A 13,055-nucleotide genomic window follows, 5' to 3' on the forward strand; every position below is an offset into this window, starting at 1 on the left:
GGCGTCCGTCAGGCTGCGTGTTCCTTCTCCGCGGCTTCGCTGCGGATGGTGCAGTGGAGGGAGTCGTCCTTCACGTCGGCGACGATCGTGTCTCCGGGCTCGGCCTCGCCGCCGAGGAGGAGCGAGGCGACGCGGTTGTCGAGCTCCGTCTGGATCGTGCGGCGCAGGGGCCGGGCGCCGAACTCCGGCTGGTACCCATGAGCGACCAGCAGCTTCTTCGCCGCCTCGGTGACCTCCAGCTTCATGCCCTGGGCATGGACACGATGCTTGCTGCGGTTCAGGAGGTGCTCGATGATCTCCGACAGGTCTCCCTCGGTGAGACTGTGGAAGACGATGATGTCGTCGATGCGGTTGAGGAACTCGGGCAGGAAGCGTCCCCGCAGGTCTCCCATCAGTTCGTCCTTGAGTTCGGCCGCGTCGCCCTCGTGCGCGAGGATGCGGTGGGCGCCGATGTTGGACGTCATGATGACGACGCAGTGCCGGAAGTCGACGGTGCGGCCCTGCCCGTCGGTGAGGCGACCGTCGTCGAGGATCTGGAGCAGCGTGTTGAAGACGTCGGGGTGCGCCTTCTCCACCTCGTCGAACAGCACCACGCTGTACGGGTGGCGCCGGACCTTCTCCGTGAGCTGGCCGGCTTCTTCGTAGCCGACATATCCGGGAGGCGCGCCGACGAGCCGGGCGACCGTGTGCTTCTCCTGGAACTCGCTCATGTCGAACCGGACCATGCGGTCCTCCTCGCCGAACAGCAGCTCGGCGAGCGTCTTGGCGAGTTCGGTCTTGCCCACCCCCGTGGGTCCGAGGAAGAGGAACGAGCCGACAGGGCGGTTGGGGTCCCCCATGCCCGCGCGGTTACGGCGTACGGCTTGCGAGACCGCGGTGACCGCCTCGTCCTGGCCAACGATCCGGGAGTGCATCTCCTCTTCGAGGTTGAGGAGTTTCTCCTTCTCGCTGGCCGTGAGCTGGGAGACCGGAATTCCCGTACGCCGGGAGACGATGTCGGCGATGTCGGCGGCCGTGACCGAGACGACGCCCTCGCGCCGCTCCTCGATGCCCGCGAGTTCGCCCTCCACCTCGGCGATCTGCCGCTTCAGGTCCGAAGCCTGCTCGAACTCCTCGCCGGCGACGGCCTGGTCCTTCTCGCGTCGCAGCTTCGCGAGACGGTCCTCCCGGCTGACGACCTCCGTGGAACGTCCGGCACTGCGCAGCCGTACGCGGGCGCCGGCCTGGTCCATCAGGTCGATGGCCTTGTCGGGCAGATACCGGTCGCTGATGTAGCGGTCGGACAGTTCCGCCGCTGCCGCCAGGGCTCCGTCGGCGAAGCGGACCTGGTGGTGGGCCTCGTACGCGTCCCGCAGCCCCTCCAGGATCAGTACCGTCTCCTCGACCGTCGGCTCCGGGATCAGCACGGGCTGGAAGCGGCGCTCCAGGGCGGCGTCCTTCTCGACGTGCTTGCGGTATTCATCGATCGTCGTCGCCCCCACCACGTGGAGCTCGCCGCGTGCGAGTGCGGGCTTGAGCATGTTGCCCGCGTCCATCGAGCCCTCACCCGTCGCACCCGCGCCGACGACGGTGTGCAGCTCGTCGATGAAGAGAATGATGTCGCCGCCGGCCGCCTGGACGTCCTCGATGACCTTCTTCAGCCGTTCCTCGAACTGTCCCCGGTACTGGGCGCCCGCCACCATGCCGGACAGGTCCAGGGAGACGACCCGCTTGTCCTTCAGGGTGTCGGGCACCTCGCCCGCCACGATGCGCTGGGCCAGTCCCTCCACGATGGCGGTCTTGCCGACGCCGGGCTCGCCGATGAGCACGGGGTTGTTCTTGGAGCGCCGCGAGAGGATCTCGACGGTCTGCTCGATCTCCTCGGAACGGCCGACCACCGGGTCGAGCTTCCCCGCCTTCGCCTCCTCGGTCAGGTCCCTGCCGAACTCGTCCAGGGTCGTGGACGGCTGCTTGCCGGCAGCGGCGCCGCCATCCGTGCGGGCCGCCTGGTCCGCGGCGCCCCGCATCTTCTTCACGTCGACGTCTTCCGCGCGCATGAACCGTGTGGCACCGGAGTCGGCGTCGTCGAGGAGCGCCCCGAGGATGTGTTCGGGGCCGATGTAGGACACTCCTGCCGCCTGCGAATGGCCGTAGGCGGTGGCGAGGGTCCGCTTCGCGGCCGGGGTCAGTCCGGGTTCCGAGGACGGCTCGCCGGACTCCCGGGGCAGCACCTCGGCGATCTGGGCCGCCAGCGTGTCGGGGTCCACACCGGCCTGTGCCACCAGCCTCCGCGCGGGCTCGACCTGCGTGGCCGCCCAGAGGAGGTGTTCGGTGTCGAGGTCGGACGTCCCGTCCTCGACGGCCCTGCGCGCGGCGAGATTGAGCAGTTCCTGCGACGACTCGGTCAGCAGCCGCCCGATCGGCACACGCTGCACCGCCGGGGGCGAGGACGCGGGTGACATTCCGAAGAACCTGTTCAACATGTCACTGAACGGATCGGACGAACCGAAGGGTGAATCGAACGCCATCGACATGCCGGCTCCAGGTGCGCGAAGGGGGTTCTCCCCACTGAAACGCCATGTCCACCGCTCCGCAAACGGAGTGGTGGCGGCCGACAGCCGGGAAAACGCCAGGGCCCCGGCCGGGTCGGCGTGGCGGCCGACACGCCCGTAATGCACATATACGGCCACTGAGCCCGGCTCGGGGGCCCGCCGGTCGACGATGGCCGCATGCCCTCCGCGATCCCCCCGAGCACCCGCCCCCCGCAGGTCCGTGCCGGCACCCTGGTGCGAAACGCCAAGCTGTGGCTCGTACCGGCCGTCCTCAGCGCACTGGTCGCACTGCTGCTCTCGCTCCTCTACATGGGCGGCATTCTCAGCCCGAGCGACAACCTGCACCGGCTGCCCGTCGCCCTCGTCGACGAGGACCGGGGCAGCCCACTGCCAGGACAGCAGGAGAACCTCGGGAAACAGATCACCGACTCGATCGCGTCGGCCGGTTCCGCGGACACCGTCCAGTGGCGCCGACTGGGAAGCGCTGAGGCGCAGGACGCGCTGGCCTCCGGCAAGGTCTTCGGCGCACTCGTCGTCCCCGAGAACTTCACCGCGTCCGTGGCGGCGCTCGCCACCGACCGGGCAACGGTCCGCCCAACGCTCACCGTGCTCACCAATCCCGGAGTCGGCAGCCTGGGCTCGTCCATGGCGGCCCAGATCAACCAGAACGCCGCCCACCAGGCGTCGCTGACCATCGGCAAGCAACTCTCCGCGGCCGGCGCCGTCCCGACGACCCGTCTGCTCCTCACGGACCCCGTGGCCGTGACCACCCGCGTCGGCCATCCCATCGGCCGGCACAGCGGTCTCGGGCTCACCGCCTTCTACTACACCCTGCTGCTGGTCCTGAGCGGTTTCATCGGAGGCAACCTCATTCACACCGGCGTCGACACCGCGCTCGGCTATACCGACAGCGAGATCGGCCCCTGGCACGCGCGCCGGCCGACCGTTCCCATCAGCCGCACCCAGACGCTGGTGCTGAAGATGCTCATGACGGCCGGGATCTCGGTCCTGACCACCACACTCGTCATGCTGGCGACGATCACGATCCTGGGGATGGACGCCACGCACCTGCCCCTGCTGTGGGTCTTCTCCTACTGCGCGACGGTCGCCATCGGCCTGGGCGTCCAAGCCATCAACGCCGCCTTCGGCGGGATCGGACAGCTCGTGTCCATGTTCGTCTTCATCGCCCTGGCCCTGCCCTCCTCCGGTGCGACCGTTCCGCTGGAGGCCACCCCCGGCTTCTACCGCTTCCTCGGCATCTTCGAGCCGATGCATCAACTCAGCGCCGGCGTACGCTCCATCCTGTACTTCGACGCCCGCGCCGACGCCGGACTGGAGCGCGCCTGGATCATGATCGCGGTCGGGTTCGTCGTCGCCTTCGTGTTCGGGTTCGCGATGACCCATTACTACGACCGCCGGGGACTGCGCCGCCTCACACCGCAGCCCGAGTGAGCCGGGGCGGCAAGGGCGCCCGTTGAGCTCGGCTCCGCACCACCGAGGAGCGTGTCGCGGGCCGCCGGGCGCGCGAGGGCCGTGCTTCAGTAAGCGCCATGCAGGACGCACCGACCGGCGGAAGCCGATCCGAGCCCGGCCACGTCGGGGAACAGACCAAGGAGGCCGACCGCAAGGGCGGCCCCGGGCATACGGTCCTGATCGCGCTTGTTCTCGCCGTGCCGGTCACGAAGGTCGCGTTCACGGTCGGTGGCGGCGGCGCGGCCCGAGACGTGTTCTTCGAGACCACTCACCACTCGGGCTCCACCCTGTGGCAGCGCTTCCAGGAGCTGGCCCACCTCATCCCGGGCCTGAGTATCTCGTTCACGGACGAGCGGACAGGCGACGACGAGGCCGGACAGGGAACGGTGCGCAGGGTGTGCCGGGGCGGCCTCCGGGACTTCGTCTCCCTTCTCAACTCCCAGGAGGGGGAATCGGCCCAGGCAGGGAATCCGGCCCACGCCGGCGTGATCGGCTTCAAGGAGGAGGACCCGGGGAGGACGGTCTCCGTCGAGGTCGCCCTGCAGTGGACCACCTCCGCCCAGGACCGTCTCCGCTCCTACGCGAACACCCATCGCACCTACGAGGGCGGCACGCACGAGCAGGGCTTCCTGACCGCACTCGCGGCACTGGTCGACACCCGCGCCCGGGAGAGGCGGCTGCTGCCGGAACACGGTGAGGCCCTGTCCGGGCACGACGTACGCGCGGGCCTGACCGCCATCGTCTCCGTCATGCACCACGATCTGCGGTTCGAGGGCGCCACCCGGACCCGGCTCGCCAACGCCGACGTGTACACCTACGTGGAGAAGGCCGTACGCGCACATCTGACGGACTGGCTGGACAACAACCCGGAAGAGGCCGACGTCATCCTGCGTCACGCCGTCGCGGCCGCTCTCGCACGGAAGGCATCGGGACGAGACGATGTACCTGCCTGGCGAGGAGACGCCTGTCACCGCTCCACGCCCGGCGACTGAGCACGTCTCCCGACGACGGCACCCGTTCACCACCACATCGAGGACCGACAGTTGACCCCGCACTCCCTGGCGTTCTACATGGACGTCGTCACCCACGGCACGGTGCTCGGCCTGAGCCCCACCGACTCCCCCGCCCGCGTCGGCGCCGTCCTCGGGGAGAAGTTCGCCGAGAACGACTTCGGCGGTGTCGCCCTGCACCGCGACTACGGCCTGGCGGAGTTCTACTGGCACAGGGATTCCGCCGGGGAACCCTGGTCGGGCCATCACTTCAGCCTCCAGGTGCACCGGCTCGCCCGCCGCGACCGAACGATCCCCGGCGAGGCACTCCGCGCCCGGTACGGGCGGTTCACTCCCCGGCTGCGGTTCGAGAAACTGCAACGCCTGTTGCAGCGGCGCGGCGTCTCCCTCCAGGAGATCCCGGAGATTCCGGCGAACGCGCCGTACTACCGGACCTTCTGGCAGCCCCGCTCCCAGGTGGCCGTCTCCTTCATCGGTATGCACGGCGAATACAGCACGCCGGGGCATCTCCGGGTCGGCGACGTCTACAAGATCGAGTCCCGTGTGTCGCCGGCGTAGGTGGGACATCGAATAGGACGGGACGATGCCAGGAGGGATGCCGGATCACGGGGCAGGCAGCCCGAGTGCGCGACGACGCATGGTCATGCCCCGCGGCAGAGGGCGTTGTCGATCAGGTCACGAAGGGCGTCCTCCTGGCGGGCCGCCGTGTCCGGATCCGCCGGCCGGCTGTGCGTGGAGACGGTGACGGTGCGTCGGCCGTCCGTCGTGGTGGCAGCCCGGACGACGTAGCCGAAGCCGCTCCCTCCGTGCCCGAGGTACCCACCGCCGCAGCTCAGCGGGGTGAGGAACAGCCCCAGACCGTCCCGCGTGCCTACGGGATGGCCGCTGCCCTCCGGCACGGGGACCGCTGTGCGCATGGCGGCGAGCGCGGCGGGCGAGAGGAGCCGTCCGCCGACGAGCGCGGCGAAGAATGCGTTGGCCTCGGCGGCGGTGCCGGTCATGGAGCCGTCGGCACCGCTGTCGAAGGGGCGGTAGGGGATGGTCGTGTCGATCAGTGGGCCGTCCCCGGTGAACTGCTGGTAGTTGGCCGCGTGCGGGTCCGGAAGGTGGGGCGAGGTGCCGGGCGTCGCGGTGCGCCGCAGTCCGAGCGGGCGCAGGATGCGGTCCTGGACCTCCTGCTCCCAGGTGCGCCCGGTGAGCTTCTCGATGATCATTCCGGCGAGCACGTAGTTGGTGTTGGAGTACGCCCAGTCCGTCCCCGGTGGGAAGTCGGGTTCATGCCTCATGGCCATGGCGACGAGCTGCGCGGGTAGGTAGGCGTGCCATCGGTTGGTGTAGTACGTGTGGGCGGTGGGATCGGGGAACACGTCGGCCGTGTAGTCGTACAGGCCACTCGTGTGCTGGAGCAGATCGCGGACGGTGACGGTGCGTCCGTCGTTGCCGGCGCCGGACACGACGCCCGGCAGCACCTGCTCCACGGTCCGGTCGAGTGTCAGCTGCCCCTCGTCCACGAGTTGCAGGACGACGGTGGCGACATACGTCTTGGTGATGCTCCCCAGACGCAGATAGCCGTTCTCGGGGACCGGACGGCTGCTCCCCAGCTCCCTGACACCGGAACGTGCCGTCACGGTCCCGTCGGGCGTCGTCAGACGGACCGATACCCCGGTGATGCCCGTATCCCGCAGCCGGTCGGCGTCGTGCTGCACAGCACGGTCCCCTGCCGGGGGACGTGGTGGAACCGCCGAGGTCGCGACGGCTGACGGCGCCGAGACGGTCAACGTCAGGACGGCTGCGGACACCCATAAGCGACGAAGTCTCATGCCCCGAGGCTAGGAACAGCACGCGTGACCGGACGATCCGGGCCACCCCCCGGAACGACGGGGGACAACCGGATGGACAGGGCCCGGGTGCGGGCGGCGACGCACCGCCCACGCCACGCTTCCGACAAGCCGGTTACGGCGTGATCCGAACGAGCGAACTAGATAATCCCGCCGTTCGCGCGGACGATCTGACCTGTCAGCCAGCGTCCGTCCGGTCCCGCCAGGAACGCCACGACGTCGGCCACGTCCTCGGGCCTGCCGAGCCGTCCGAGCGGAGTCACGGCGACGGCCCTCGCCAGCCCCTCCGGCGTATTGGCCGCTCTCAGGAGGTCGGTGTCGGTCGCGCCCGGCGATACGGCGTTGACCGTGATCCCGCGTGGGCCCAGCTCGCGTGAGGCGACCAACGTCAGCTGCTCCAGGGCGCCCTTGCTGGCCACGTAGGGGGCGTTGCCGGGTGCGGGACGGACGGTGTTGAGCGTGGAGATGTTCACGATGCGCCCGCCGTCGCGCATGTGCCGGGCCGCGTGACGCACGGTGAGGAACACCGACTTCGCGTTCACGGCCATGACTCTGTCGAACTCGGCCTCCGTCGTCTCGGCCAGGGGCCGCACGTCGATGTTGGTCGCGGCGTTGTTGACGAGGATGTCCAGGCCGCCGAGGCGGCGTTCGGCCGCTGCCATCAACTCCTCGGCGGCTCCGGGTTCGGCCAGATCCAGCTGGACGGCGGTGACGTTCCCGCCCTCCTTCTCCGCCTGCCGCACGACCTCGTCCGCCGCGTCCCGGCTCCGCGCGTAGTTGAAGACCACCTGCGCGCCGTCCCGCGCAAGCCGCAGCACGATGGCCCGGCCGATGCCCCGCGAGCCTCCCGTGACGACCGCTGCCTTGCCTGCGAGCACTGCCATGCTTCCTCCCTGCCCCAGGTGATGTGTGTCCGCCCCCGAACACCGCTGTCCGCCACCGGACTTCGAAGGTCACGCCCATCATCGGTTACGCGACGGTCCAGCCGTCGGCATTCGCGTACGACTCGTAGGAGTAGCGCGTCGTACGGTCCCACTCCTCACCGGTGACGCGCTCGTACGCCGTGTCCGGGACGTAGAGCAGCCCTTCGGCCCAGACGAGGTCATCGGCGTACGGGGCGAAGTGCACGGGGTCCTGGAGCACCCGCTCGTACATGGCGCGACCGGCGGCCACCACCGCTGCGCGCGTGTAGAGAAAGCTGTCGCCGGAGAGGTCCTTCCCGTACTCCCGGCGGTCCAGTCGGTAGAGCGCGCGCGACAACTGCTCGGCAAAACCGACGACCGCCGAGCGCGGTCCGGCAGAGAGGTGGGCGGTCAGGGCAGCGGCGAGAAGCTCGGCGTCCGGGTCCGGCACGTCGGGTGTACAGCGGTCGATGAGCTGCCAGAAGGTGTCGTCGTCCATACGGCAGATCATGTCGGACGGCTCTGACATCGGCCGGTCGACGCCTTGAGCGCTGCGGGCGCCGTCGCCTCGGTTCCTTCTCCGTCTACCCGAGGCCACCGGAACGCAGGGCGTCCGCAATCCGGCTGAGCTTCGCGCTTGTCGCCGGGGTCGGCTCATGCGCCTGTCCACCCAGACGGAGGGCCTCCTCGATCTCACCGAGTTTCGCCGAGGACAAGGTGCCTGCCTGCTCGATCAGGTCGTCCCGGGACACGGTGGTCAGCCATGTGCAGGGGGTGAATCCCGGACGCGGGAAGGCGATCCGCAGCACGCCCTCGAAGGGCAGTCCTTCGCCGGCGCCCACGGCCACCTCGACGCCCAGACCGCTGATGTCGACGCCGGCCGGAGCGACGACCTGCACCACCTGGATCCCGGGCCCGTCGTCGGCCGACAGCAGGACGACCGGCCGCCGCTCGTCGAACTCGACCCACCAGACTTCGCCACGTTGCACAGTTCTCCTCCTGACACAGAACGGCGGGCGAGCGCGCGGCACTGACTACAACGGGACTACTAGGCAGGCTTGATGGTGGCGAGCTGACCGAGCAGCAGGATCAGCCGGTACGCCTCGGCGAAGTCGGCGGCGGTGAAGGTGATCGTACGGCCGCCCTCGGCGCGTGAGACGCCTGGTACGAGGGTGGCCAGGTCCACCGTGGACGGGCTGTGGACGTCGACCTCGATGTCGACCGGGCCAGCCACGGTGAGCGGCGACATCCGTCCCCGCCGCACAAGGGCCTCGGCCGCGGACCGACGGAGGCGGTCCCGGGCCTCTTCGGGGTGCAGTGCGACGGCCGCGGCCTGGCCGAGTGCCTGTTTGACTTCGACGGTGACCGCGGAGGGGACCAGGTCGTGCAGCTCGGCGCAGGCGGCGTCGTCACCGCTGAGCAGCACCACCGGCACACCCAGGTGTCCGGCCATGGCGGCGTTGAGGCCGATCTCCCCCATGGACCGCCCCGCGACGCGCACGTCGAGGATCTCGCCGTTCATGGTGTGCGAGAGGACGGCCGGCCCACCGCCCGCCCGGGCGTGGTAGCCGACGAGCATGAGTGCGTCGGTGTGTTCGTCGAGCCCGCCGAGCATGCCCAGCGGGCGCGGCTTGCCGCGAACCAATCCGGCCCGTCGGTCGAGTTGCTCCGGCAGCACGTTGCGGAAGGGGCCGTGGGCGTCGGCCACCCACACCACGGCATCCGGCTCGGCGTCCAGGACACCGGCGATGACGGCGTTCGCCTCGGCCGTCATCAACGCCCGGCCGCGCTCGTAGTCGTAGCCGCTCGGGTTCGTCTCGGTCGGATGGACGACGCCCGAGATGCCTTCCATGTCGACGGAGATCAGCACCCTCATGGCTCCGGAGTCTACGCACACGCACGCGCCCCGCCAGGGGCTCGGCCCACGCGGCTCCGGTCAGTTGGCGGCCCCCGGCGGTCGCCCTCTACTTCTCGCGAAGGGCCCCGAAGACCCGCACCACCCACGCGTCGAGCCGGGCGCCGAACTCCGCGGCCCCGTCGATGCCGGCCGCCGGAAGCGATCCGCCGTCGTCGAGGCCGTCGTAGTAGTCCACGTCGGCCCAGCCGCCCCGGAACAACACCACCGACAACTCGGCGCCGTCCGGTCGCGAGATGTGTACGCCGACCGAGTCGGGGTCGTTCACGAGCGCCCGGTCCGTCTCGATCCGACAGGGCCATGGGACTTCTCCGTCCCGCCACGTCAGCCGACCCACTGTGAGGCCCGCGGCCACCCATCGCGTAGTCCGTTCGGCCATCACGACCGCCGCCTGGTCCGGATCGACGACACGCTCCATGAGCAGATCATGCCTCGGAACCCCCGTCGGCCGCAGTTCACAACGCTCCACGACGAAAATGCGGACGCGAAACCGGGCAGCCGACTCTGCGGTCAAGAACGTTTCACGTGCTGCAGGACGACGCTCGCCGGATCAAGCGAGCTCTCCCGGGCGAAGGTTTGCGAACCCTTTACGCACGACCCGAGGATGTTCATGAAATGCCTTTCCGAGCAGCCTTGGTGACGGTGCGTCAGACACCGTTGAGCTTTACCGATCCGAGCTCGGTGACTGCCCCCTCGACGCTCCCGCATCGGCCCCCGCACCACCGGGCAGCAGTGACCCCCACAGCGCACCACGGACGCGCACCCAGACAGGAATTAACCCGACATCACCGCACAAGACCAACTCTTCAACACCCAGAAAAAACATGACCCGTTCCGACGAAATCGGACCATACCGGCGCTCCGGAGAATGGGGCGACACGGTCTCAACTGCTCACCAACGGCGGCGTGAAACAGCTTTCTGAAAACCTTGCCCTCCGGCTCACCCTGCCGATACTCTCCGGCGGTGGTGATCGAACGTCAGAGCCATCGGACACGTGGGACCAACATGACTACTGCACCATTCTCGACTTCCGCTCTTTCCGCGCACCACGGCATGGTCATCGAGAGGGGCCACCTGCCCCTCACAGAACTCCCGCACGCCGACATCGCGGACTTGTTCAAGATTCACGGAACTCTGCTCTTCCGGGGATTCGAAGCGAGCGCCGAGGATTTCCGCGGGCTGGTGCAGAGGTTCTCATCGACTCTGTACTTCCATCAGAATCCCAATCGCGAAACGCTGTCCGACGACGGCGCCGTTCTCCTCGTCGATGCGCACCGCAACCCCATACCCGCGCACGCCGAAATGAGTTATTGTCCGCTGCACCCCGGTCTGCAATGGTTCTTTTGCGTGCAGCCCGCCGGTTCGGGCGGTGCGACGACGGTCTACGACGGCGTCGAGGCGTACAACCGGCTCGCGAAGGAAACGCGCGACCTGTTCGACGAGCACCGGCTGACGTGGCGGCTGCCGTTCCCGACGGGGCCGGAACATCAGGAGCGTGTGTTCGGGACGTCCGACCGCGGGGAACTCGAAGCGATGTTCGCCGACTACGAGGACTTCACGTACGAGTTCGACGAATCCGGGAACCTGAACTGGAATTACACGGTGTCGGCGGTGCCACAGGCCCCCTATGTCGACGCCCGCACACTGTGCAACAGCTACCTGGGCTCCGGCGCGATCGTCGCCTTCGAGGACGGCTCCCCCATACCGCAGCACTGCCGCTGGGACGCGCTGGACGCCACCGAGCAGGTGGCGGTCGATATCGAGTGGCAGGCCGGCGACATCGTCATGATCGACAACAGGCGCGTCATGCACGGCCGGCGCGGTTTCGAAGACCCGAACCGGAAGGTCGCCGCGATGTTGTCGCGACCGAACTTCTGAGCAGCCGTCCGCTTGCCACCCTCACAGTTTGGATCTTCCCTGTGCCCCAACACGTCGCAGGTCTGACCGAAGCGTCGGCTCCCCCCACATCACTGTCCTCCTTCTACGGACAGGCTCTCGACTCCCTGGAGCTCTCGGACCCGGTTCTGCACGGCCTGCTCGGGGACGAGCTCGACCGGCAGCGGGAGACCCTGGCGCTCGTCGCCTCCTGCAGCCCGGTGACGCCGGCTGCACTGGTCGCCGAGGGGAGCTTCTTCGCGAACGTCACGGCGGAGGGGTATCCGGGCCGGAGGTTCCACGCGGGGTGCGTGAACGTCGACAAGGTCGAACAGCTTGCGATCGACCGGGCGAAGAGCGCCTTCGGGGCCCGCTACGCCAATGTCCAGCCGCACTCCGCGAGCACCGCCAACCAGGTGGTCATGACCTCGCTGCTGCGCCCCGGGGACCCGATCCTGGGACTCGACCTCGACGCCGGCGGCCACCTCAGCCACGGCGCGTCCGTCAATGCCTCCGGGCGCGTCTTCGCGGCACACAGCTACGGGCTCGGGCCCGACGGGCTCATCGACTACGACGAGGTGCGGGCCGCCGCCCTGGAGCACCGGCCCCGGCTACTCATCGCGGGCACCACGGCCTATCCCCGTACGATCGACTGGGCGGCCTTCCGGGCGATCGCCGACGAGGTCGGGGCGTACCTGCTCGCCGACATCACCCACATAGCCGGCCTGGTGGTCGCGGGCCTGCACCCGTCGCCGATGGAGCACGCGCACATCGTGACGACGTGCACGCACAAGCAGCTCTACGGCCCTCGCGGCGGCCTGATCCTCCTCGGCGAGTCCGCGGACATGACGCTCCCGAGCGGCCGGACGCTGGAACAGACCATGCAGGCCGGGGTGTTCCCCCTCATCCAGGGCGCCCCCGTGGTGAACAGCATCGCGGCCAAGGCGTACGCGCTGGGTGCGGCCGGCACACCCGCCTTCACCGAGACGATGCACCGGGTGCGCACGCTCGCCTCCGAGCTCGCGGACGAAATGATTCGGCGAGGTATCCGCGTCATTTCCGGCGGCACCGACAACCACATCGTGGTGGCCGACGTCCTCACCTCGTTCGACATCACGGGCGTCAATGCCGAGAAGGCGCTCGAGGAGTGCGGCATCCTCGTCAACAAGAACCGGATCGTCGGTGACACCCATTCCGCTCGGGTGACGTCGGGTGTGCGTTTCGGGAGCAACAGCATGGCAGCGCGCGCTTTCGACAGCGAGGACGTCACGCAGATCGCCGGCCTCGTGGTCGAGATTCTGGCGGCCACGAAAAGCACGTCCCCCACGACGTACGCACTCGATCCGTCGGTCCGCGATCGTGCACAGGAGGAAGTCCAGGAGATCTGCCGCCGCCGTCCCATCATCGGGTACTGAGGCCGCCGGCGGGTGCCGAGACACCCGCCGCATTTCCTGCCAGCCGCTTTCTTCAGCAGTCAGCAATCAGCAGAGGGAGCCCAGTGGTCCGGGGC

The 13,055-nt window shown here is 68.9% G+C and carries 12 protein-coding genes; 5 read left to right on the plus strand and 7 right to left on the minus strand.

Going from position 1 to position 13,055, the window contains the following annotated elements:
• Positions 1–8: 8 nt before the first annotated feature.
• Positions 9–2,513 carry an ATP-dependent Clp protease ATP-binding subunit gene (locus OG230_RS01365; RefSeq protein ID WP_328908269.1) on the minus strand — a complete coding sequence of 835 codons (2,505 nt, stop codon included), beginning with the start codon at positions 2,511–2,513 and terminating at the stop codon, positions 9–11.
• A 195-nt stretch (positions 2,514–2,708) separates the two neighbouring features.
• Between OG230_RS01365 and OG230_RS01370 the strand changes: the two genes are divergently transcribed.
• The 3 genes from OG230_RS01370 (at position 2,709) to OG230_RS01380 (ending at position 5,572) form a co-directional block, all read left to right on the plus strand.
• A complete protein-coding gene (locus OG230_RS01370; protein WP_328908270.1) occupies positions 2,709–3,983 on the plus strand; it encodes a YhgE/Pip domain-containing protein in 1,275 nt (424 codons plus the stop codon).
• Positions 3,984–4,081: 98 nt separating this feature from the next.
• Positions 4,082–4,996, plus strand: coding sequence for a hypothetical protein (locus OG230_RS01375; RefSeq protein WP_328908271.1), 915 nt, complete (start codon positions 4,082–4,084; stop codon positions 4,994–4,996).
• A gap of 51 nt (positions 4,997–5,047) precedes the next feature.
• On the plus strand, positions 5,048–5,572 hold the full coding sequence (locus OG230_RS01380; protein WP_328908272.1) for a hypothetical protein: 525 nt from the start codon (positions 5,048–5,050) through the stop codon (positions 5,570–5,572).
• A gap of 83 nt (positions 5,573–5,655) precedes the next feature.
• Here OG230_RS01380 and OG230_RS01385 read toward each other — a convergent pair whose 3' ends face one another.
• From OG230_RS01385 to OG230_RS01410, 6 genes are all read right to left on the minus strand, one after another.
• On the minus strand, positions 5,656–6,720 hold the full coding sequence (locus tag OG230_RS01385) for a serine hydrolase domain-containing protein (RefSeq protein WP_328908273.1): 1,065 nt from the start codon (positions 6,718–6,720) through the stop codon (positions 5,656–5,658).
• A 272-nt stretch (positions 6,721–6,992) separates the two neighbouring features.
• Positions 6,993–7,736 carry a glucose 1-dehydrogenase gene (locus OG230_RS01390; RefSeq protein ID WP_328908274.1) on the minus strand — a complete coding sequence of 248 codons (744 nt, stop codon included), beginning with the start codon at positions 7,734–7,736 and terminating at the stop codon, positions 6,993–6,995.
• A gap of 85 nt (positions 7,737–7,821) precedes the next feature.
• Positions 7,822–8,253, minus strand: coding sequence for a DUF4240 domain-containing protein (locus OG230_RS01395; RefSeq protein WP_328908275.1), 432 nt, complete (start codon positions 8,251–8,253; stop codon positions 7,822–7,824).
• Positions 8,254–8,338: 85 nt separating this feature from the next.
• On the minus strand, positions 8,339–8,743 hold the full coding sequence (locus OG230_RS01400) for a type II toxin-antitoxin system PemK/MazF family toxin (protein WP_328908276.1): 405 nt from the start codon (positions 8,741–8,743) through the stop codon (positions 8,339–8,341).
• 59 nt (positions 8,744–8,802) lie between these two features.
• Positions 8,803–9,630 carry a M55 family metallopeptidase gene (locus OG230_RS01405; RefSeq protein ID WP_328908277.1) on the minus strand — a complete coding sequence of 276 codons (828 nt, stop codon included), beginning with the start codon at positions 9,628–9,630 and terminating at the stop codon, positions 8,803–8,805.
• Positions 9,631–9,718: 88 nt separating this feature from the next.
• On the minus strand, positions 9,719–10,087 hold the full coding sequence (locus OG230_RS01410; protein ID WP_328908278.1) for a hypothetical protein: 369 nt from the start codon (positions 10,085–10,087) through the stop codon (positions 9,719–9,721).
• 546 nt (positions 10,088–10,633) lie between these two features.
• On the opposite strand from OG230_RS01410, the gene OG230_RS01415 reads away from it, so the two are divergent.
• Both OG230_RS01415 and glyA read left to right on the plus strand, forming a co-directional pair.
• Positions 10,634–11,548 carry a TauD/TfdA family dioxygenase gene (locus OG230_RS01415; protein ID WP_328908279.1) on the plus strand — a complete coding sequence of 305 codons (915 nt, stop codon included), beginning with the start codon at positions 10,634–10,636 and terminating at the stop codon, positions 11,546–11,548.
• Positions 11,549–11,589: 41 nt separating this feature from the next.
• Positions 11,590–12,960, plus strand: coding sequence for a serine hydroxymethyltransferase (glyA, locus tag OG230_RS01420; protein WP_328908280.1), 1,371 nt, complete (start codon positions 11,590–11,592; stop codon positions 12,958–12,960).
• Positions 12,961–13,055: the final 95 nt, after the last annotated feature.

Origin of the sequence: Streptomyces sp. NBC_00234 (genome assembly GCF_036195325.1) — a bacterium.
Lineage (GTDB): Bacteria > Actinomycetota > Actinomycetes > Streptomycetales > Streptomycetaceae > Streptomyces.